We start from the raw sequence: 21,177 nt of genomic DNA, 5'->3' as shown, positions 1-21,177 counted from the left end.
CGCAACGACGCGAACACCCCCTGGTCCCCGCCACCAAGCAACAACTGAATACACTTCGATCGTCCCCACCGGCAGAGCTGCCCATGGCGGGGACGATCGTCATTTAACCCGGTTTTCCGCCAAAAGCTTGAATTCCAGCGTTCGACGCAACACCCGTGGTCAGCTTGCTTTTAGTAAATCACGTAGTTGCTCGCCCGGGGTATTCCAACCGAGTGTTTTGCGGGGTCGTCCGTTGAGTTGCTGAGCGACGCGTTCGAGTTCCTCCGGGCCGTGGACCGACAGGTCGGTTCCCTTGGGGAAGTACTGGCGCAGCAACCCGTTGGTGTTCTCGTTGGAGCCGCGCTGCCAGGGACTGTGCGGGTCGCAGAAGTAGACATCCATGTCGGTGGCGATGCTGAAGGCCTTGTGCTTGGCCATCTCCACGCCCTGGTCCCAGGTCAGCGATCCACGCAGGTGCGCCGGCAGGGTGCTCATGGTCTTGATCAGCCCGTCACGCACCGTTGCGGCCGTATGGTCGCCCGGCAAATGGACGAGCATGACGTAGCGGGTGGTGCGTTCCACGAGGGTGGCGATGGCCGATTGGTTGTGGGCCCCGGTGATGAGGTCGCCCTCCCAATGCCCCGGGACTGCGCGGTCTTCGACCTCTGCGGGGCGCTCGGAAATGTTGATCATCGGGTCGCGGAACCGACTGGTTCGTTCCTCGGGTTCTTGTGCTTTTTCCGGCGCGTGCGTCCTGTGCGCAGTGCGTTGTCGACCTCGCGCTTCAGCCCGCCGCGGGGCTGGTAATAGAGGGCCTGGTAGATCGTTTCGTGGCTCACGCGCATCTCGGGGTCATCGGGGAAATCCTTGATCAGGGCATGGGATATTTGTTCCGGGGACCAATACAGTTTCAGCATCGCGACGACGGCGTCGCGCAGCGGCCCCTGGGCTGCCAGCTTACTGGGCTTGGGCCGGGCCCGGGCCTTGGTGGCGGACCGCTGGGCGCCGTGGGGCTGGTATCCGAGCCTGGGGTGGGAGTTGCGCTTGATCTCTCGGCTGATGGAGCTGGGGCTTCGTCCCAGTTCCCGGGCGATGGCCCTGATCGACTTCTTGGCGCGGAGCATGTCGGCGATCAGTTCCCGCTCTTCGTGGGAGAGGTAGCGCGCATCGATGACCAGCTCAAGGTCCTCAATACTCACCGGCGCCGGCGCCGGAAGCTGCAGCGGGGCCGGTGCCGGTGCCGTGGAGGGCTCCGCATCCGCGGGCGGCTCCGGAGCCGCCAGGAGCCCTTCTCCCGGCTCCGGCACCAGGGCCAGCACCGGAGCCATGGGTGGGGCGGTAGGTGGCTCCGCAGCGAGCCGGGCCATGGTGTCGGATTCGGCAAAGGCAGTAGTCACCTGACAGTTATACGCGATGCTGGTGTCATCGTTTGCATCGGGTTGGGCATTGGCCGCGCGGGCGGCCTGGTCCCAGTCGTAGCCGGTGCGCCGGTTGATGCCCACGGCCGCGGAAGCGGCCTTCTGCGTGGCCCCCGCCTCCCGCAATCGCATGTATTCCGCCCGCCTGCCGGAGCGGTCCTGCGGGATGTTTTCCACCCCGGCGGCACGCGCCCAGCTCAGTCCCTGGGAGGTTTTGATGCCGGCGTCGCGGGCGGCAACACTGATGTTGCCCCCGCGTTCCAGGGCGTCAAGGAACGGAGCCCGCTTCGGTTCGAGCGCCAGCTGCCTGGCCGTCATTGCGGCCTTGGGCTTCCGTTCGAGCGCCGCGAGCGAGTAGGACCAGTTGAAGGCCGTCTGGGTGTTGATGCCCAGGGCCTTGGCCGCGGCGCTGACGCTGTTCAGACGGTCCAACAACACGAAGAACTCGTCCTTATGCTCCGCGGTGTAGCTCGTTCCCGGCGCCCGGCCGTCGTCTTTCGTCCACATCCGGCAGGTGGAGGGCGTGAAGCCCAGTTCCCGGGCTGCGGCCACTCCGGTTCCCAGGCGTTCCTTGGCTTCGAAGAACCGTTCCTTGTCCTGCGGCGAATACTTGCGGTACGTCCGCGGTGCCGGGGAAGAACCCGATTTTTTCCTTAAGGAAAGACCTTCATTTGATAGTGGATCCATGGACGTTGAAACTCCCGAATATCGGGGGCGTTGCAACGATCACGAGAACTCAAGAAGCGTTGGATCCGTCACGGCATGTCGGCAATGACACCACCCTCCGCATCCTCAAATGCCCGAACCCGCCGGGCACGGGGCCGATAATGGCAGGAGGCCCCGTTGCGGGACCGAAAGCAGTAAAAACCCAAAGAAGGAGCCCGGTGAGCCAGCCACACGATCCCCCAGCGAAACTCTTCACCCGGGATTTCTTGCTCGCAGGCCTCGCGAACCTCTTCATTTCCATGGTCTTCTACCTTCTGATGACCTCCATGGCGCTCTACGCCGTGGACAGGTTCCAGGCCTCCGACAGCGCAGCCGGCCTCGCCGCCAGCATCTTCGTCATCGGCTCGGTCACCGCCCGGCTCTTCGCGGGAAAGCTGCTTCAGGTCCTGGGACGAAAGCGGCTGACGGTCATCTCCCTGTGCCTCTTCGTCCTGGCCTCGGTGATGTACCTCTTCAGCGGTACGTTGTGGCTCCTACTGGTGGTGCGCTTTGTCCACGGAATGGCGTTCGGCGCGGGAAACACCGCCATTGCCACCGCGGTCCAATCCATCATCCCGTCGGCACGGCGCAGCGAGGGAACCGGGTACTTCGGCCTCTCCACCACACTGTCCACGGCCGTGGGCCCGTTCCTGGCCGTGCTCCTGGCCGCAAACGGCAACTACACCTCGGTCTTCGTGTTCTGCTCGATTTCCTCTGCGGCGGCACTGCTCATCTGCCTGTTGATCCGCATGCCGGAGCCTCGGCCGACCACCGAGAGGCACGTGTCGCATGTGCGTCGCGGAAGCTTCATCCGTTCCATCGTCAGCCCGGCGGCCCTGCCGATCTCCCTGGTGATCCTGGTCGGCGGCGTTGCCTACTCGGGCATCATTTCCTTCCTGGCCCCGTTCCTGATTTCGAGCTCGATGGCCGAGGCCGCGAGTTGGTTCTTCGTCGTTTACGCGATCACCGTGTTGGTTTCCCGGCTCTTTGCCGGGCGCATCCAGGACAGGCGGGGCGACAACGCCATCATGTATCCGCTGCTGGTCATCTTCGCCCTGGGCATGGCGGCGCTGGCCTTCGACCCCAGCAACCTGAGCGTCGTCTCGGCCGCCGCTCTGACCGGCCTCGGCTTCGGCGCGCTGATGCCCTGCGCGCAGGCCATTGCCGTGAACGCGGTGCCTCCGGCCGAGCTGGGCATTGCCACCTCCACGTTCTTCCTCATGCTGGATGCCGGGATCGGCTTCGGTCCGGTGGCACTGGGCCTGGTCATCCCCCACCTGGGATACACCGGCATGTTCGGTGCCTTGACGGTGCTTTCGGTCCTGGGCATCGGCATGTACTTCCAGGTCCACGGCCGCCACGCGCGCGGGTCCCGGGGGAATGCCGTCTAGTCACCGGCGGATGCGGAAAATCCGCCCCGGGCTGTCGCGCACGAACGCGACGACCGTCCACACCACCAACGCCAGCGCGGCCACCCACAGGATCAGCAGCCCCACCTGCAGGTAGAGGAATGCCCCGACGAAGGAGCCCAGCGTGATCATGGCCCAGAGCGCGCCGTATGGCAGCCACGCCCACTTGGGTCCGCCGACCAGTGCCGCAGCCAGATGCTGCCCCATCTTCACCAGGGCCCCGGTCATGTATGTCAATCCCACGCTGACTTCGCCGCGGCGCGTGTAGGTCGCGTTGATCGCCCCCATGGACATGGCCATCAAAACCGCTGTCCATACGGCATGGAGAGAGCCGAGCGTGGTCAGGGCGGCGGCCACCAGGAAGACCGACGACACCGAGAGCACCGCTCCGCGCCGGTGCACGGAAGGCACCTGACTGGCCAGGGTTGCCGCGGCCACGCCCAGAACGAAGCTGGCCACCAGACCGATGGCCAACGCCCATTCGAAGTAGTTTCCTTCTGCGAGTCCAGCGCTGGAACGCGTCGAGTTCCCGCTCATGAACGAGACAAAGTATCCCCCGAAGTGGATGAATGCCACGCCATCCACGAATCCGGCAATTGCGGTTAGTCCACTGGCATAGGCGATTCCCCGCCATCCCAAAGACCGCGCCACGTGTATTCTCCTCATCCGTGCCCCGGCGCAAAGCAACGCTCCAGGCTGGGACACCCTCAAAATCATGGGTCCGGCGTGCGCGCAAGATCGCTTCCGGCTCCCACCCAGTCTATTGACGAGCCCAAACCGCGCCGCCTCGACGCACTCGGGCCGCGTTTCCAGGTTTTTCACCGGTCCACGGGCACGCCGGACTGTCGGGTGATCCACGCCACCGAACCACTACCGATTCGGGTTGCCCACTTATCATTGGATAAGCCCCCTTTCCAACCGAAGGTTTATTTCCGTGCCCCAATTTGCCCAGGCGCTTGCCCGCGGCCTGAATGTCCGCCACGTCCGATTCATGGCCCTTGGCTCGGCCATCGGCACCGGATTGTTCTACGGTTCCGCATCCGCCATCCAGGCCGCCGGACCGGCGGTCCTGCTGGCCTACATGATCGGCGGTGCCGCCGTCTTCATGGTGATGCGGGCATTGGGCGAGATGGCGGTGCGGCACCCGGTCTCCGGGTCCTTCGGCCAATACGCCTCCAAGTACCTGGGCCCGTTCGCGGGGTTCATCACCGGCTGGACCTTTGCCTTCGAGATGGCGATCGTGGCCATCGCGGACGTCACCGCGTTCGGCATCTACATGGGCTTCTGGTTCCCGGATGTACCGCGCTGGATCTGGATCCTGGCCGTGGTCTTCTTCATAGCCGCGCTGAACATGATGAAGGTCAAGGTCTTTGGCGAGACGGAGTTCTGGCTCTCGCTGATCAAGGTTTCCGCCATCATCGCGATGATCGCCGGAGGCGTGCTGATCGTGCTCTTCGGCTTCGGGTTGCCCGCCGAGGCAAACCCCGGGCTCGGCACCCTGTTGGCCGCCGGAGGGTTCTTCCCCAACGGATTCTGGGGCCTGTTGGCCTCATTCTCGATCGTGATGTTTGCCTTTGGCGGCATCGAGACCATCGGCATCACGGCAGGCGAGGCCGAGAACCCCAAGTCGGTGGTCCCCAAGGCGATCAACACCGTGCCGGTGCGTATCCTGCTGTTCTACGTTTGCACCCTGGGCATCTTGATGATGATCTACCCGTGGAACCAGATCGGTTCCGAGGGCAGCCCGTTCGTGCAGATCTTCGACAACCTAGGCATCCCCGCGGCCGCGCACATCCTCAACGCCGTGGTCATCACCGCCGCGATCTCCGCGATCAACTCCGACATCTTCGGCGCCGGACGGATGATGTTCGGGCTGGCCCAACAGGGCCACGCCCCGGCTTCCTTCGCCAAGATCTCCCGCAACGGGGTGCCGTGGATGACGGTCCTGACCATGGGCATCGTGCTGCTAGCCGGAGTGGTGCTCAACGCGGTGCTGCCCGAGTCGCTGTTCCTGATCATCGCCTCGATCGCCACGTTCGCCACGGTCTTCGTGTGGGTCATGATCCTGCTCTCGCACATCTCCATGAAGCGAACCATTGCGCGGGAGAATCTCCCGGCGTCCGAGTTCCCTTCGCCCTGGTGGCCTGCGGCATCCTATGCGGCTCTTGCCTTCATGGGCTTTGTGATCGTGCTGCTGGGCGTGATCCCTGCAACCCGGGTTGCCATGGTGGTCGGCCTGGTGTGGATCGTGCTCTTGTTTGTTGCCTACAAGGTCTGGGTCCGCGGCAAGGGCCACGAACGCGCCGAGCTGGTCGACGAGACCGGTCGCGAATACGTGTCGGCCGACTCGCACTAACGGACAGGACTTCCCTGTTGCGCTGGCGGGACCCCGGACGCTCAATGAGTGGTCCCGGGGTCCTCTTGCATTTTGGCGATCCATTCCGCCAGGGGAATTCAATTCACGCACCTGCATTTCCAGCCGGGCGGCAGCCCAGCCGCCAATCTCCCGGGCCCGGGATTCCGAAGCCGGCGTCGCTTCAGGTAGGGGCAGCGGCATCCAGCGCCGATCGGTGGTTGGTGACGAATACCCCTCTGTGGCCCGAAGGTTGCAGGGAATACGCGCCCCGGCTCGTCTGTTGCCCCTGATATGACTGAGACCCGCTTGAGCGTTGACATTTATTCCGACATTGCCTGCCCCTGGTGCTTCATTGGCAAGCGCCGATTCGAGAAGGCCGTTGCGGCCCTTCCCTTTGGGAACAAGGTCGACGTGAAATGGCATGCGTTCCAATTGGATCCCTCATTGCCCGACCACTACGAAGGCAGCGAAGTGGACTACCTGGTCAAGGCCAAGGGCATGCCCGCCGAGCAGGTCGCCGGGATGCTTGAGCATGTCACCGCCCAGGCAGCCGGGGAAGGCCTGGACTACGACTTCGAGGCATTGCGTCCGGCCAACTCCTTCACCGCCTTGCGCCTGCTGGCCCTGGCCAAGGAACGCAACCTCGGCAACGAGATGAAGGAAGCCCTGCTGTCGGCCCATTTCGAGAAGGGCGTGGACACAGGCAGCAGCGCGGCGCTCCAGGGCATTGCCGATTCCGTGGGCCTCGACCCGGCGGAATCAGCCGAGGTGCTCGCCGGCGACAAGTACGCCGATTCGGTGCGGGCAGATGGTGTGCGTGCCCGCGAGCTGGGTGTCAGCGGAGTGCCGTTCTTCGTCCTGGAGGACAAGTACGGGATTTCCGGTGCCCAGCCGTCGGAGGTCTTCGAACAGGCCCTGAACCAGGTCTGGAAGGAAATCGGAGGCGAGTCCCTGCAGATGCTCGGCACACCCTCACCCGACGGTGAGGCGTGCGGTCCCGAGGGTTGCAACTAATCCCCTATTTGTCCTTCTGCTCCGTCGACGGTTCCGGTTTTTCCGGGGCCGTCGACGTCTTTGCATCGTCCTTCGGCTTCGGCGGGGTGCACCCAAGCTTCCCGGGCTTCTTGTTGACCGACTTTTCCTTGACCAGGTCCTTGTACTTGGTGCCAACAACCACGTCAACGGTCGTCCCCGGGCGCTTGGGATCGTAGACGTAGGTCAGGTCCTTGATGTTTCGCTGCACCGTCATGGCCTGGGCGTAGCCGTCGGGCCCGGAGGTCACGGCGCCCACCACCTCGACGTTGGACAGGCGCGCGTTGCCCACGTCACCGACCTTGAATCCGCGTTTCTTCAGCTTCGTTGCCGTGGCACCGGCCAGGCCGGAAACCTGCGTGGCGTTCATGACGTTGACCTTCATCTTGGCCGGGTCGACATAGTTGAACTTCGTGGTGGGGCAGGCCTCGTTCACCGCAACCGGGGCCTCGGCAACCGGCTTGGGCTCAAGCGCATCGATGATCAGCGACCGGGTGTTGACCATGTAGGCCAGTACCAGGGATGCGATCAGGACCAGCAGGATGAACGTGAGGATGATTCCGTGGCGGATGGTGCGCCGCTTCTTGATCCTGGCATCCGTGGTGAACTCGGGACTCGCCAACTGGTCTTCGGAGATGATTCGGTGGCCGTGCCAATCATTTGGATCGGTGTTGCGCGCCAAGGTCGCCCCTAGTCTTCCAGCACCAGCACGCGGGCGTGCAGGATCGAACGTTGGTGCAGGGCCGTGCGGACGGCGCGGTGCAGTCCGTCTTCCAGGTAGCGGGTGCCTTTCCACTGCACGACATGCGGGAACAGGTCCCCGAAGAACGTGGAGTCCTCGGCCAGCAACGCGGCCAGGTCCAAGGTGCTCTTGGTGGTCACCAACTCGTCAAGGCGCACCTGCATGGGCGCAACGGAAGACCAGTCCTTCGGGGTGACGTAGCCGTGTTCCGGGTATGGGCGCGAATCGCCGACAGATTTGAAGATCACTTGACCAGCTTAGGAAACTTCTAGCGACAATTGGGCCGATCCACGGTTTTTTGTGCGAGTCGCGGATTTTGTAGGCGGTTTCACAGCCGGCGTCAAGGGTCCCGACGCATGGATTCACACTACGGAACGGGACGTAACCTGCGCTGTCACAAACCAGCCGACCGGGTGCATTCTTGATTCATGAGTACAGTTCTCACCACCGTTCCGGTCCTAGACATGTCTACCGCACGTCGCGCCGATGGCAGTTTTGATGAAGGTTTCATTACGGCCCTGCGCGACGCCGCCCACCGCGTGGGCTTTTTCCAGATCACCGGCTTCGGCGCCGGCGAAGGCACGACGCAGAACTTGCTCAAGACCCTGGCTGAGTTCTTCGCCCTGCCCGTCGAGCAGAAGCTGGAACTGGACAACCGCACCTCGGCACAGTTCCGCGGCTACACCCGGCTGGGTGCCGAAATCACCCGCGGCCGTGCCGATTCGCGTGAACAAATCGATTACGGGCCCGAGCGCGAGGTCCTCGCCGAAGTGCCGGCCGATGCGCCCTACCTGAACCTGCAGGGCCCGAACCAGTGGCCTGCCGGGTTCCCGAAGCTTGAAGCCGTCGCCATGGAATGGGCAACGCTGATGAACCGCGTCGGTGCCGAGCTGCTCTCCGCACTGGCCGTCGGATTGGGCCTGCCCCAGGAATACTTCGACGAGCCCTTCGCCGAGACCCCGGCCTGGATGGGCAAGCTGGTGCATTACGTCGGTGGCGGGGTCGTCCCCGGTGCCGGAACCCAGGGCGTCGGAGCGCACGCCGACTACGGTTTCATCACCCTGTTGCTGCAGGACGCGGTTGGCGGGCTCCAGGTCCAGCCCTACGGCCAGGACGAGTGGATCGAGGTCGAGCCGATCGAGGGCGCGCTGGTGGTCAACATCGGCGAAATGCTCGAGGTCGCCACCAACGGCTACCTGATGGCCACCATCCACCGGGTCACCGCCCCACCGGCGGGGGTGGACCGCTATTCGGTCCCCTTCTTCTACTCCCCGCGCCTGGACTCGGTCATCAACACCGTGCCGCTGCCTGCAGAGCTTGCCTCCGATGCGCGCGGCGTTTCCGACGACCCGCAGAACCCGATGCTGGCTTCCTACGGCGCCAACGTCCTCAAGGGCTGGCTCCGCGCCCACCCGCAGACCGCCAAGGCGCACTACCCGGACCTGGTGAAGTAGACCTTCCGAATGCGGGCATGCAACGGGTGACTTGGCCGTCCTCATCCTGCGTGGCCTGGCCGCAAGTCCGCGGACAGGCCGGGGCGGAACCTATGCTGTACCTATGAGTGCCACGAATACGGGCCGGCAGCGCCACACGGGAGCCCGGTTGCCGTCGCTGATCTCCCGGCTTGTCACCAAGGGCGTCCCGTTTGCCGACCTTCCCTTGCAACGGAAGGCCGGCTGGTCGCAAACACCCATGCTGCTGGCGGTGGCCATTGCCTGCATCCTGGCGGCAATCACGGCCCCCAAGGAAATCTATGGGGACGGGCATTTCGTGGCCGGGGTGCTGCTGACGTTGCTCAACAGCGTGCTGGCCTGGACCGTCCCCTGGACGCGGCTCGGCCCGCAATCGTATCTCTCGATCCCCGCGCTCGGGTTGGTGGCGGCAACCCTGATGGCGATCGGCGCCTATCCCTGGCTCACCGGGGTCAGCCTGTTCATTGCCTTCCCGGTCTTCTGGTTTGCCTGGTCCGGGGTCATCCCGCGCACGACGCTGCTGCTTTCGTTCGTCGTGCCGCTGGCCGCGACCTGGCTGCAGTTGTGGCACCATCACGTTTCTTTCTCGCTGGAGACCATGGCCAAGCCGATGCTCGTCCCCCTGGCCATCCTGGCCCTGGCCACCACCACTGTCATCGCCGCACACAACGCCACACTGGCCGAACGGCAGCTGCGCGAAACCCTGGCCACCAGCAGACGGCAGACCCACCTGCTGAACGCCGTGCTCAATGCGGCAAACGTCGGCGTCGTAGTGGTGGATCGCGACGGCCACGACGTGTTCATGAACGACGTCCAGCGCTTCCAGCACCGGCATGCCACCCCGGAGGATAATCCCAACCCCAACGAGTCCCAGCTGCTGATACGCGCAGTCTCCCCCGACTACGAGCCGGCCGGAAAGCTGCTGGATCCCCATGACCGGCCGGTCATCCGTGCGATCCGCCAAGAGGAATTCACCGACGAACTATTTGCGATGGGTCCGCTCTCCAACCCCATGTACCTGTCCACCTCGGCCCGCTCGTTCTTTGGGGAAGACGGTGCCTACGACGGGGCGGTGACCATGTTCAAGAACATCACCCCGCTGATCGAGGCTTCAAAGACCCGCGACCGCTTCCTGGCCAACGTGAGCCACGAACTTCGCACCCCGCTGACCTCGATCCTGGGCTATCTCGAACTGCTCCAGGACGATGCCGGCCTGAACCACTCCCAAAAGCACTCCGTGGATGTGATCTCACGGAATTCCGAGCGGATGCTGCAGATGGTCAACGACCTGCTCGCCGCGGCAGCCGGGCACCACCAGGTCAACATTGTCGCCATGGACCTCGGAGCGGTCATCCACGCCCAGATCGAGTCCCTGTACCCGCGTGCCGAAACGGCGGGGATCGCGTTGCTCGAGGGAAACCTTTGCCACGAGGCCGTGCTGGGAGATCCGTTGCGACTGGGACAGGTGGTGGACAACCTCGTGTCCAATGCCATCAAGTACACCGACGCGGGGGGCTCCGTCACGGTTGAGATGAACTGCAACAACAAGGAGATCTCGCTCCGGGTCATCGACACCGGGCACGGGATGTCCGATATGGACCTCCAGGGCCTCTTTACCCGCTTCTTCCGCACCGACAGGGCCAGGCGCTCCGGGCTGCCTGGTGTCGGTCTTGGACTGGCAATAAGCCAGGAGCTGGTTGATGCCCATGGCGGGAAGATCACGGCCGAGAGCAAGCTGGGCGCGGGAACGACCATGACCGTCACCTTGCCGCGCAAGTCCCCGGACTCCGGCACGGGATCCTCGGTCCGCCCGCTGGGCTTTCCGTCCGTGCACCCGGATTCTCGCCGCTGAAACTGTGGCTTAAAAACAAAGTGTGAGTTCGAGGTGCACCTCTAACTCACACTTTGCCAGGTTCGTCGAGTTCCACTCACGCCCCCATGATGCGAGTGAAGAACCTTGAATTGGTATTCGGGAACTCATCACTTTCCCCGTTGCCGGCGGCGCGGGTTCCCCCGATCCTCCAGCAATCAACACTATTCCTTGACAACATCAATTTCTCGTCCAATCGCAGGCAATATTGCCGCACAGTATCCTCAAAAATCTTGGAGACTTCCTTGAGGTGGTCTTGAGCGATTTTGGGGCCCGTTCGTGAGCTTCGCGGAGCATGATGGGACCATGAGGTTCCTGCCCATTTCCCCAGACGACGCGGTGTGTACGCGAACCCTGGGAAAATTGTGCTCGGAACTGGGGCCGCAATCCGTCGACGAGTTCATTGCCCAGTTCAAGACGCTTCTGCCCCTGCGAATCACACGGTTGAACCAGGCTCATTCCTTGCACGACCGAGCAGCGGGACAGGATGCCGCGCTCTCCTTGAAGTCCGCGGCAACCATGGCCGGCGCCCATGGCCTGGCCTGGCTGGCCTTTCTCCTCCATGACGCTTTCAGGGACGACCAGCGGGACACCCAGGGCGAACTCATTGGCCGCATCGAGCGGGCAGGGAGCACGATCCTTGCGGTGTTGGGCGAACCCGGATTTGCCGAGTGCGCGCTCAAGGCATATCTAGGGTCGGCTAACGCCTAGCCACCGCGCGGTAACCAACCCCGCGCACGGTTTCAATCCAGCGCGGTTCCTGGGCGGAGTCTCCCAGCTTGCGCCGCAGATTCCCCACATGCACCTCCACGGACCGCTCATCGGAGGCCGAGACGTAGGTACCGGCATCGGAATCCTCGTTGCGCAACCGCCTCACTAAGTCGGTTTTGGTACGGATGTGGCCCTTCGCACCCAGGAGTGATTCGAGCAGCGTGAACTCCGTCGGCGTGACGACTTTTGCTTCCCCGTCAACATGGACCGAGTAGGTGGCCACGTTCATCACCAATCCGTTGAGGCTTCGTAGGTGGGCCTCGTCGGTGGCCGCCTGGTCCTGGGCCTGGGCCGCAGGTCGGTTTTCACCGGGCGTGGCGTCGTGTGCTGTGCTGTTGAGGCTGGTGCGCCGGCGCATGATTGCGTCGACCCTGGCACGCAGCTCACGAGGGCGGAACGGCTTGGTGACATACTCGTCGGCACCTGATTCCAGCCCCAGGACCGTGTCGATCTCGTCGGACCGTGCGGTGAGCATCAGGATGTGCGCGTCGGAGACGCTGCGGATCCGGCGGGCGGTTTCGAATCCGTCGATATCCGGCAAACCGATATCCAAGGTGACCAGATCGGGATGGTGGGACTCCACCATTTCCATGCCGGTAACCCCCGAGTCCGTGGAATGGACCTCAAACCCGGATTGTTGCAGGACAACCTCGAGCAGTCCACGGATGTCGGCGTCGTCTTCCACGACCACTGCGATTCGGCGTTCGGCCAACTCATTCACCTTTTCAGCTACGTTTGATTGGCGCCATCAACTTTCGCCAATGCACTGGTCGTTAGTCTAACGATTTCCCGATCAAGTGGGGCTTATAGGTCAGAAAGTGTGTCCATGAGGGGCCTGCATCCCAACGATGGCGCGGCAGAACGGGGTTTCTTATAGCCTTGGGCCATTAACCGTGAATGGTTCTGGAAATTCGAGGCACTGTGAAGTATGTGGATCTCGTCTGAAGCGCAATGGAAAGACGACGGCCGGGACCCAGCGCTGGAGGTGCATTGACTGCGGGGCCAGCAGCGTGCGCAGGCGGGCGGACCTGGCCCGCAGGGCCGAGCTGGACCGGTTCGTGGACTGGCTGATGGGCAAGGATTCCCAGGCCGAGATCGGACCCGGTGGCGGGCGGACCTTCCGCCGTTCCACGCAGTGGTGCTGGAACATCGAACCCGTGGTCGCGGTGACCGGGGAGATCCACGGGCAGGTCCAGATGGACGGCATCTACCTGGGCCGGGGCTGGTGCTGCCTGATAGCGATCGCCAACGGGCACGTCATCGGCTGGCAGTGGTGCGACACGGAAAAGTCGGCAGCCTGGCTGGCCCTGATGGAAGCGATCCCGGCCCCGCGGGCGGTGGTCATCGACGGCGGCTCGGGGCTGGCCTCGGCCCTGTCGCGGGCGTGGCCCGAGACCCGGATCCAGCGCTGCCTGGTCCATGTCCAGCGCAACGTGCGCACCTACCTGACGCTGCGGCCGCGCACCGATGCCGGGCGGGCCCTGCGCCGCATCTCGCTGGCCCTGACGCGGCTGAAGACCACGCAGGAGGCCGCCGCCTGGGTCCAGGTGCTGAACCAGTGGAACACCGAGCACGGGGACCCTACCAGCAGGGGCCGACCGGTTTCCGTCCAGCCGGGGTCCGTTCGGGCCAGGCCTGGTGGTACACCCACGACCGGCTGCGCAAGGCCTACCGGCTGATGGAACGCCTGGCCAAGAACGGTCACCTGTTCACCTACCTGCATCCGGAGCTGGCCGATATCGGCGTCGATCCGACGACCAACAGGATCGAGGGCGGGGTCAACACGCACCTGCGCGCCCTGCTGCGCAACCACCGAGGGATGCCGCCGGCCCACGCCAAGCGCGCCGTCGAATGGTGGCTCTACACCCACACCGAAAACCCCGCCGCGCCGCACACCCTCATCCGTCCCGAGCACCTGAAGCCGGCACCCAAGGCGGTGCACCGGGAAGAACGGGTCGGACCGGAAACACTGGGCACGGGATACAGCGCAGAGGAAGGGCTTTGGGCCAGAAAAGGATGGGCCGGCAGGCCCTGCTAAAACCCAAGCCAGACCGTGGAAACCCCGGGTGACACACCCGGGGCAGACACACTTTTTGTCCTATAGGCCTCAAGTGGTGCAGCTTAAACGAAATCGGCCTTGACGAGATTTCTCAAGTCAAGACCGATACCGTATCCGCGGAGGATGGGGGATTTGAACCCCCGAGGGCGTGAACCCAACACGCGTTCCAGGCGTGCGCCATAGGCCGCTAGGCGAATCCTCCAGCTTGCTCCAAAGAGCAGGTTCCAGCATAGCGGACAATTTCGGTGACAACTAATCGACGCTCGAAGCCCGTCCCCAAAAGGTTCTTGTCGCAACCGCAAGCCCTTTCCCGCACACCCCTGGATGGCCCCTGCCGCACTCCACAGCCCGGCCGGGTCCGGGAGCGGGAAAGTCCGTGCCGGGTTGAACTTGAACATGGGAAAATTTGCGGCGCACCATAGCAATCCAGGGCCCGAGGGAGGTGGCGTGCCGCCTGCCGGGTCTCGTTACTATGCCGGAATCGATGGCATCTGGAGCACCCTTGTGGAGACCTCCCTGGCGCGGAACCCCCTCATGCGGGCAGTAGCGAAGCTCACATCAACCCATTCCCCGCGCACGCCGGCACAGGGCCTGAACCAGCTGGGCGAGCTAAGCCGGATCCGCGCCATGATCGACGGGCTGGAGTCCACGTTGCTGGCAGACACCTCCGAGATGGTGCAGCGCGGCATGCCCACCCCGATGTCGGAGGAGAACCCCACGCTCTTTGACTACAAGCGGGAGGTCGAGGAACACGGCTACCCGCTCTCCCGGCTGGACCAGGACCTGAACCGGTCCTCCTTCGTGGCCGAGGCCGCCCTGGTCACCAGGACCTCGGAGCATTCCACCTTCAACAGGTTGGCCACCGCCGAAGGCCTGCGGACCGTGCACGAGGCCTCCCTCTTCGCCTTGTACAGCGGCTCCATCACCTCACGCACAGCCGCCGCGCTTGTGAAACAGACCCGCGGAATCCCACGCGCAACGGCCCAACAGATCGAGGCGAGCCTGCTTCCCACCGCCACCACAGCCTCCGACGCGGCCATGGCATTGCGCATCAAGCGCACCCGTGAGCGCATGCATCCGGAACCGGCCGCGGACCGCAGGTCGCGGGCGGAGACGGGGCGTTCGCTGGCGTGGTGGCCCGAAGAAGACGGGATGGCGGTGCTGCAGGCCTATCTGCCCGCCGAGGACGTGCTGGCCATTTACAACACCGTCTCCGTTCACGCCAACCTGCTGCTCCCGGGCGAAGCGGACCGGGCGCTGGGCCAGCTGCGTGCCGACGTGTTCAGGGATTCGCTGCTCGAGGGCTGGCCCGGGCAGCCCACGAAGAAGCCTCCGCCCTTTGTGGGGCTGACAATCCCGGCGCTGGAGCTGCTGGCCAACCCGGAACGCGGGACCGCCAACCTTGAGGGGTATGGACCCATACCGATCGGTGTCGCGGTGCGGCTGGCCGCCGCGGCGCCGTCGCTGCGGCCCATTCTCACCGACCCGTGGACCGGTTCCGTCCTGGACCTGGGCCGCAAGCGCTACAAACCCTCCAAGGCGTTGCGTGATTTCCTGCGGGTGCGCGACGAGCATTGCCGGTTTCCCGGGTGCCGGCGGGCCCCGGAGCTCTCCGAGTTCGACCACATCGACGATTGGGCAACCGGTGGCGGAACCTCGGCGCGCAATGCCCAGTTGCTGTGCAAGCGGCACCAGATCTACAAGCATGTGTTGGGCTGGCAGGCGGTATACCTGGGCAACGGGTCACTGCAATGGCGCACCCCGCACGGCCTGACGCAGCTGGAGCTGCCCGACGGGCTGCTGTACCCCCGCCCCCTGGGCCCCGAATCACCGCCGATCCAGCTGATGCTTCCCGGAACCACGATCAATGCGCAGGCCAAGCGGTTGTTGGGCTGGAACGAGTCAGAGAAGATCCCGGGGATCGGCGACGACTCCCCCGAGCCGTGAAAGCAGGAATACGTGAGCCGACCGACGCATGCGGATTTCGGGCCTGGGCCCTGTCTCGGGTAGACTATTTGACGGCCCCTCATGTGGTGTCATCCTGTTGAACTCCCCCAGGACCGGAAGGTAGCAAGGGTAGATGGGCTCTGGCAGGTGCATGAGGGGCCTTTACTATTTTCCCGCATCGAGTGTTGACCCAAGCACCTCGAATCCGGGAGTCGAAAGGGAGTAGGTCCATGGGTTCCGGACGGTTCGCTCCCAGCCCCTCGGGAGAACTGCACCTGGGCAACCTGCGCACCGCGATCCTGGCCTGGCTCTTCGCCCGCTCCACCTCACGCGGATTCCTCATGCGCGTCGAGGACCTCGACCGTGCACGTGCCGGCGCCGAGGAACTCCAGCTTGCCGACCTCGCCGCCATTGGGCTCACCTGGGACGGAGAGATCGTGAGGCAGTCCGAGCGCTCCGACCTCTATGTCGAGGCCCTTGGCTCGTTGCGGGCCCGCGGCCTGCTCTATGAGTGCTTCTGCACCCGGCGCGACATTGCCGAGGCCTCCAGCGCCCCGCACGCCGCACCCGGCACCTATCCCGGGACCTGCCGGGATCTCACCGAGGCCGAACGCGCCGCCAAGCGCGGGCTGCGGCCGGCAGCCTGGCGGCTTAGCACCGAGGCGGAAACCTTCACCGTCACCGACGTGCTGCACGGCCAATACACCGGGGTCGTGGACGACTTCGTGGTGCTGCGCAATGACGGGGTCCCGGCCTACAACTTGGCAGTGGTCGTCGACGACGTGGCCCAAGGCATCGACCAGGTGGTCCGCGGCGACGACTTGCTCTCCTCCGCCCCGCGGCAGGCCTACCTGGCCCGGCTGCTCGGCGCCGAACCTCCGGCCTACGCCCATGTTCCGCTGGCCCTGAATGCGGCCGGCAAGCGCCTGGCCAAGCGCGACGGGTCGGTGACCCTGGGCCGGCTTGCCAGCGTGGGCATCGACGCCGCGGCGGCCCGCGCAATGATCCTCGCCTCGTTGGGGCTGCCCGGCGACTCGCTGTCCGCTGCGTTGGCGGCCTTCGATCCAGCACTGCTGCCCACGCAACCGTGGGTCTTCACAACCGATCCGGGTGCGCATGCATCAGGAAAACCGATAGGGTGGCCCTCGTGAGTACAGCTCTTTACCGTCGCTACCGTCCAGACAATTTTGCGGACGTGATCGGGCAGGAACATGTCACCACGCCGCTGATGACTGCCCTGGAAAAGAACCGGGTCAACCATGCCTATCTCTTCTCGGGTCCGCGCGGCTGTGGCAAGACCACGTCCGCCCGCATCCTGGCCCGCTGCCTAAACTGCGCCCAGGGCCCAACGCCAACCCCGTGCGGCACCTGCCCCAGCTGCATCGAGCTGGCCAGCGGCGGCCCGGGTTCCCTCGACGTGATCGAAATCGACGCGGCCTCCCACGGCGGCGTCGATGACGCCCGCGACCTGCGCGAGCGCGCGACATTCGCCCCGGTGCGCGACAGGTACAAGATCTTCATCATCGACGAGGCCCACATGGTCACCTCGGCGGGCTTCAACGCCCTGCTGAAGATCGTCGAAGAGCCGCCGGAGCACATCAAGTTCATCTTTGCGACGACCGAGCCGGACAAGGTCATCGGCACCATCCGCTCGCGCACCCACCACTACCCGTTCCGGTTGGTCCCGCCAGAGCCGCTGATCAAGTACCTCGAGTACCTGTGCACCGCCGAGGGCGTCTCCGTGGCCCCCGGCGTGCTCTCGCTGGTCATCCGCGCCGGCGGCGGGTCGGTGCGCGACTCGCTGTCCGTGCTTGACCAGCTGATCGCCGGTGCCGGGCCCAACGGCCTGGACTACGAGCTGGCGGTGTCGCTGCTTGGCTACACCCACGCCACTTTGCTCGACGACGTCGTCGACGCACTTGGCGCCGGCGACGCCGCGACCGTTTTTGCCGCCGTGGACCGCGTGGTGCAGACCGGGCACGATCCGCGGCGATTCGTCGAAGACCTGCTCGAACGCTTCCGCGACCTGATCATCGTGCGCGCGGTTCCCGAGAACGCCGCCCAGATCATTCGCGGCCTGCCCGAGGACCAGCTCCACCGCATGCAGGCCCAGGCCGCGGGACTCGGCCAGGCCGAGCTCAGCCGCTGGGCCGACGTCACCAACGCGGGCCTGACCGAGATGACCGGTGCAACGTCGCCGCGCCTGCACCTCGAGCTGCTCTGCGCCCGACTGCTGCTGCCGGCCTCGGACGCCACCGAACGTGGTTTCAATGCGCGCATGGACCGGATTGAACGCCGCCTAGCCTACGCCGGCGACGATCTTCCACCGATCCCGGCCGGCGACTCCGGCCAGCCGGGCCATCCCGGTTCCACCGCCGGCTTCGAGGGCGAATCCTCGGGCCAGGGTGCGGCCGCGGTCCGCGAGGCCCTGCGTGCGGCACGGGCCCAGAAGGAAGGCGGCGCCGCCGAAGCGCCGGCAGTCCCCGCCGCCCCGGCTGCAAGCGAAGCAGCGCCAGCGGAGGTTGTGGTCCAGCCGGTCGACGAGCCCTCCCAAGCGCCGGTTTCGACCGCTCCCGCCGCCGCTGCACCCGCACCGGAAACATCGGCGGCGCCGGCCCCGTCTGCGCCCGTGGAGGAAACCCCCGTTGCGGAAGCTCCGGCCGCCGAGGAACCGGCCGGGCACTCCCCCGATTGGGGCGGAACCTGGGGGCCGGTGCCCGAGGGGCCCGCCAACCCCGTCACCGAGCCGGTTTCACCCTCCCAAGGCACTCCGGTGCACCCACCTGCCAATGTGCCGCCGTTCAGCATCCTGCCCGATCGCGCGCCGGAAACCGAGGGCGAGCCCGCGGCACCGGCACCCGAACCCGCACCGCTGCAGCAAAACCAAGCCATGGCGGATTTCACCAAGAAGGTCAAGGAAGAGCAGGCCGCCAAGGAGCGCGCCGCGGCCGAGCAGGTCATGGCAGAGCGTGCCGCCCAGGAACGGGCTGCCGCAGAACAGCGCGCCGCCGCCGAGCGAGCCGCGCAGGAACGCGAGGCCCAGGAACGTGCCGTGGCCGAGCAGCGCGCCGCGCAAAAGCAACAGGCTGCCCCGCGGCCGCAGAATGCGCAGCAATTCGCCGCGCAGCAGCAGAGCCAGCCTCAGCAGCAGGCCCCCGGGCGGCAACCCCAACAGCAGCCGGCCCCAACCCAGCAACAGCAGGGGCAGCCGCAGGGCCAGGTTCCTCCGCAGCAGCAACAGCAAAACCAGGCACCACGGCAGCAGCAGCCACCGGCCGCACAGCCGCAGCAGGGCCAAGGCCCGGCAGCGCACTCCGGCGGCGCCGGATCGGTGGAAATGTTCCGCCGTGCCTGGCCGGACATCCTGGAAGAGCTCAAGAGCAACAAGCGGTTTGTCTGGATGATGGTGGCGCCGAATGCCTCGGTCACCGGCTTTGACGGCCGCACGCTGACCGTGAGCTTCGCGCACACCGGCGCCATGACCGCATTCACCGCGCGGGCGGACAACGTTGCGATCCTGGGCCAGAGCATCCAGAAGGTGCTCGGCGTGAACATAGAGTTGGTCATCGCAGAGGGAGGCTCCGCACCCGCGGGTGGTTCTGGCCCAAAAGTTGATCGCCGGCCCGAGCCGGCGGTGACCACTGGTCCAGCTGAATCCGCACCACAGCAGCACACCGCCCCTTCCCCTTCCAGTGCGCCCGCGCCCAGCCAACCCGGCTGGGGCGCCGCACCGGCCCCTGCCGTCCAGGCCGCGCCCGCCGCACCCTCCGTGGTGTCGGCCGCACCGGCGGCACCGCGGCCGGTCGTTCAGCAACCGGCGGCACCGCAACGTGTCGTCCAGGAGCCTGTTGCCGCGCAGCCCGCAGCCGCGCAGCCCGCAGCCGCGCCTGCGGCACCCACCCAGCCCCCGGCGGCCGAGCCCCCGATCCCGGACGCCTCCTCCGAGGACCCGGGCTTCGGACCGGAACCCGCCTGGGATTCCGAACCGTGGGATGACGGCGGCGGCGATTGGGATGCTTCCTCCGTGCCGGTGCCCGACTGGGAAGGGGACCTGGGAACCCCGGTTGCCTCACCCGCCGTCGAGGACGATCCTTCAACAGCGTCCGGGACCTCGTTGCCCGCGGCCCCGCCCCCGGCCACGCCCAAGGGCTACGTGGCCCCGGCACCGTCCCTGGGTGCTGCCGACCGCCCGGTCGCCCCTCCCCCCGGCGCATCGGCCGCCACCTGGGGCATGCCGGTTCCGGCTCCCGTCCCGGCGGCGGAGGAACCCGGGGCCCCGGTGCCCGCCAACGGCGGCAAGCTCAGCCGCTACCAGCGCCTGATGAACCGCGCCGCGGGGATCACCGATTCGCACCCGACTCCCGTGCATGCCCCGATCACCACCGATCCGTCGGCCGGTGCCTGGGGCAACCCGGACGACGCCCCGGATTTCGCCCGCCCGCGGCCAACGCCGGTTGCGGAGCAGCGCCCGGCCCCGGTTGCACCGGTAGAATTGGAAGAGACGGAGTTCGTCCCCAGCGACGACGACATCGAGATCGAGGATTCCTCGTTGATCGGTGTTCCCGCCATCGAGCGCATCCTCAAGGGCATGGTCATCGAGGAACGCGATGCACAGGGCAACGTGCTCGAGCGCCCCAACCGGCCTCGATGACGGCCCGCCGGCCGGGGCCAAGCGTCGGGGCCGGTGTGTAGTGTCTGGTGCACGCAACAAAGTCGCAGCGAACAGCAAGATTAGGCAGTGTGATTCCAAGTGTACGAAGGCGCAGTCCAGGAACTGATCGACGAATTGGGAAGGCTTCCGGGCATCGGCCCCAAGTCTGCCCAGCGCATTGCCTTCCACATCCTCGAGGCGGATGCGGAGGACATGAAGCGCCTGGCGCAGGTCATCTCCGTGGTCAAGGAACGGGTGAAGTTCTGCACCGTGTGCTTCAACGTCTCGGAGTCGGAGACCTGCTCGATCTGCCGCGACGAACGACGCGGGGACGACATCATCTGCGTGGTCGAGGAGTCCAAGGACGTCATCGCCATCGAGCGCTCCCGCGCCTTCACCGGCAGGTACCACGTGCTGGGCGGGGCCATCAACCCGATCAACGGGATCGGCCCGGAGCAGTTGCACATCCGCGAGCTGATCGCGCGGCTGGGGGACGAGCGCATCACCGAGATCATCCTGGCCACCGACCCGAACCTGGAGGGCGAGGCGACGGCCACCTACCTGGTGCGCACGCTGCGCCCGCTGGGCATCAAGATCAGCCGGCTGGCCTCCGGGCTGCCGGTGGGCGGGGACCTCGAGTATGCCGACGAGGTCACCCTGGCCCGCGCCATCGAGGGGCGGCGCAACACCGCGCAGCCGGCCCCCGCCGCCCCGCTGGTGCGCACCGCCCCGCCCTCCCAGGAACCGGTCTCCGCGTCCTGACCTT

Annotated in this window: 14 protein-coding genes, 1 tRNA gene, 1 other RNA gene and 2 pseudogenes; 12 read left to right on the top strand and 6 right to left on the bottom strand. The window is 65.7% G+C overall.

The genetic code is table 11. From position 1 onward, the window contains the following. Nucleotides 1–159 precede the first annotated feature (159 nt). Nucleotides 160–1,103: pseudogene (locus FPY90_RS15835) on the bottom strand (IS30 family transposase). 1,178 nt (nucleotides 1,104–2,281) lie between these two features. On the opposite strand from FPY90_RS15835, the gene FPY90_RS15830 reads away from it, so the two are divergent. Next, nucleotides 2,282–3,493, top strand: a complete 1,212-nt coding sequence (locus FPY90_RS15830; RefSeq protein WP_498682035.1) for an MFS transporter — start codon at nucleotides 2,282–2,284, stop codon at nucleotides 3,491–3,493. Here the strand turns inward: FPY90_RS15830 and FPY90_RS15825 are convergent, their stop codons facing one another. Beyond that, nucleotides 3,494–4,162 (bottom strand): YoaK family protein, encoded by a 669-nt coding sequence (locus FPY90_RS15825; RefSeq protein ID WP_498682033.1) that lies wholly within the window; start codon nucleotides 4,160–4,162, stop codon nucleotides 3,494–3,496. A gap of 340 nt (nucleotides 4,163–4,502) precedes the next feature. On the opposite strand from FPY90_RS15825, the gene FPY90_RS15820 reads away from it, so the two are divergent. Together FPY90_RS15820 and FPY90_RS15815 are read left to right on the top strand one after the other, a co-directional pair. Further along, complete coding sequence (locus tag FPY90_RS15820) at nucleotides 4,503–5,867, top strand: amino acid permease (protein WP_498685606.1); 1,365 nt, start codon at nucleotides 4,503–4,505, stop codon at nucleotides 5,865–5,867. Nucleotides 5,868–6,173: 306 nt separating this feature from the next. Then, a complete protein-coding gene (locus FPY90_RS15815) occupies nucleotides 6,174–6,881 on the top strand; it encodes a DsbA family oxidoreductase (RefSeq protein WP_498682031.1) in 708 nt (235 codons plus the stop codon). Between the two features lie 4 nt (nucleotides 6,882–6,885). Here the strand turns inward: FPY90_RS15815 and FPY90_RS15810 are convergent, their stop codons facing one another. Next, the gene (locus FPY90_RS15810) at nucleotides 6,886–7,581 is read right to left on the bottom strand and encodes a LytR C-terminal domain-containing protein (RefSeq protein WP_498682030.1); all 696 of its coding nucleotides are present in this window, start codon (nucleotides 7,579–7,581) and stop codon (nucleotides 6,886–6,888) included. Between the two features lie 8 nt (nucleotides 7,582–7,589). Beyond that, a complete protein-coding gene (locus FPY90_RS15805; RefSeq protein WP_071214717.1) occupies nucleotides 7,590–7,889 on the bottom strand; it encodes a type II toxin-antitoxin system VapB family antitoxin in 300 nt (99 codons plus the stop codon). 180 nt (nucleotides 7,890–8,069) lie between these two features. On the opposite strand from FPY90_RS15805, the gene FPY90_RS15800 reads away from it, so the two are divergent. The 3 genes from FPY90_RS15800 to FPY90_RS15790 all read left to right on the top strand — a co-directional run bounded on the left by FPY90_RS15800 (nucleotide 8,070) and on the right by FPY90_RS15790 (nucleotide 11,694). Next, nucleotides 8,070–9,095 (top strand): isopenicillin N synthase family dioxygenase, encoded by a 1,026-nt coding sequence (locus FPY90_RS15800; RefSeq protein WP_498682029.1) that lies wholly within the window; start codon nucleotides 8,070–8,072, stop codon nucleotides 9,093–9,095. Between the two features lie 103 nt (nucleotides 9,096–9,198). Further along, nucleotides 9,199–10,965 (top strand): sensor histidine kinase, encoded by a 1,767-nt coding sequence (locus FPY90_RS15795; RefSeq protein WP_498682028.1) that lies wholly within the window; start codon nucleotides 9,199–9,201, stop codon nucleotides 10,963–10,965. 324 nt (nucleotides 10,966–11,289) lie between these two features. Further along, nucleotides 11,290–11,694 (top strand): Hpt domain-containing protein, encoded by a 405-nt coding sequence (locus tag FPY90_RS15790; protein WP_071214714.1) that lies wholly within the window; start codon nucleotides 11,290–11,292, stop codon nucleotides 11,692–11,694. Here the strand turns inward: FPY90_RS15790 and FPY90_RS15785 are convergent. Continuing rightward, nucleotides 11,684–12,466: a response regulator transcription factor gene (locus FPY90_RS15785; protein ID WP_175475456.1), complete on the bottom strand. Its 783-nt coding sequence runs from the start codon at nucleotides 12,464–12,466 to the stop codon at nucleotides 11,684–11,686. The genes FPY90_RS15790 and FPY90_RS15785 overlap by 11 nt on opposite strands. A gap of 136 nt (nucleotides 12,467–12,602) precedes the next feature. Between FPY90_RS15785 and FPY90_RS15780 the strand changes: the two are divergent. Next, nucleotides 12,603–13,792, top strand: a pseudogene (locus FPY90_RS15780) (IS1249 family transposase). Between the two features lie 138 nt (nucleotides 13,793–13,930). Here FPY90_RS15780 and FPY90_RS15775 read toward each other — a convergent pair. Beyond that, a tRNA-Ser gene (locus FPY90_RS15775) sits at nucleotides 13,931–14,015 on the bottom strand. A 332-nt stretch (nucleotides 14,016–14,347) separates the two neighbouring features. On the opposite strand from FPY90_RS15775, the gene FPY90_RS15770 reads away from it, so the two are divergent. From FPY90_RS15770 to recR, 5 genes are all read left to right on the top strand, one after another. After that, nucleotides 14,348–15,760: an HNH endonuclease signature motif containing protein gene (locus FPY90_RS15770; protein WP_498682025.1), complete on the top strand. Its 1,413-nt coding sequence runs from the start codon at nucleotides 14,348–14,350 to the stop codon at nucleotides 15,758–15,760. A gap of 70 nt (nucleotides 15,761–15,830) precedes the next feature. After that, an RNA gene (gene ffs, locus FPY90_RS15765) (signal recognition particle sRNA small type) lies at nucleotides 15,831–15,927 on the top strand. A 63-nt stretch (nucleotides 15,928–15,990) separates the two neighbouring features. Beyond that, nucleotides 15,991–16,911, top strand: coding sequence for a tRNA glutamyl-Q(34) synthetase GluQRS (gene gluQRS, locus FPY90_RS15760; protein WP_498682023.1), 921 nt, complete (start codon nucleotides 15,991–15,993; stop codon nucleotides 16,909–16,911). Beyond that, on the top strand, nucleotides 16,908–20,411 hold the full coding sequence (locus tag FPY90_RS15755; RefSeq protein ID WP_498682021.1) for a DNA polymerase III subunit gamma and tau: 3,504 nt from the start codon (nucleotides 16,908–16,910) through the stop codon (nucleotides 20,409–20,411). The genes gluQRS and FPY90_RS15755 overlap by 4 nt, the downstream gene beginning before the upstream one ends. Nucleotides 20,412–20,510: 99 nt before the next feature. After that, entirely contained in the window at nucleotides 20,511–21,173 is a 663-nt protein-coding gene (gene recR / locus FPY90_RS15750; RefSeq protein ID WP_071214710.1) for a recombination mediator RecR, read from the top strand. Nucleotides 21,174–21,177 lie beyond the last annotated feature (4 nt).

It is taken from the genome of Arthrobacter sp. C2 (assembly GCA_024207135.1).
Lineage (GTDB): Bacteria > Actinomycetota > Actinomycetes > Actinomycetales > Micrococcaceae > Paeniglutamicibacter.
This window is presented reverse-complemented; position numbering and strand designations above follow the sequence as displayed.

Coding starts and splice junctions, on each gene's coding strand:
- gluQRS (WP_498682023.1), top strand. CDS start 15,991: ATGGGTTCCGGACGGTTCGCTCCCAGCCCCTCGGGAGAACTGCACCTG.
- FPY90_RS15820 (WP_498685606.1), top strand. CDS start 4,503: ATGGCCCTTGGCTCGGCCATCGGCACCGGATTGTTCTACGGTTCCGCA.
- FPY90_RS15800 (WP_498682029.1), top strand. CDS start 8,070: ATGAGTACAGTTCTCACCACCGTTCCGGTCCTAGACATGTCTACCGCA.
- FPY90_RS15795 (WP_498682028.1), top strand. CDS start 9,199: ATGAGTGCCACGAATACGGGCCGGCAGCGCCACACGGGAGCCCGGTTG.
- FPY90_RS15790 (WP_071214714.1), top strand. CDS start 11,290: ATGAGGTTCCTGCCCATTTCCCCAGACGACGCGGTGTGTACGCGAACC.
- FPY90_RS15770 (WP_498682025.1), top strand. CDS start 14,348: ATGCGGGCAGTAGCGAAGCTCACATCAACCCATTCCCCGCGCACGCCG.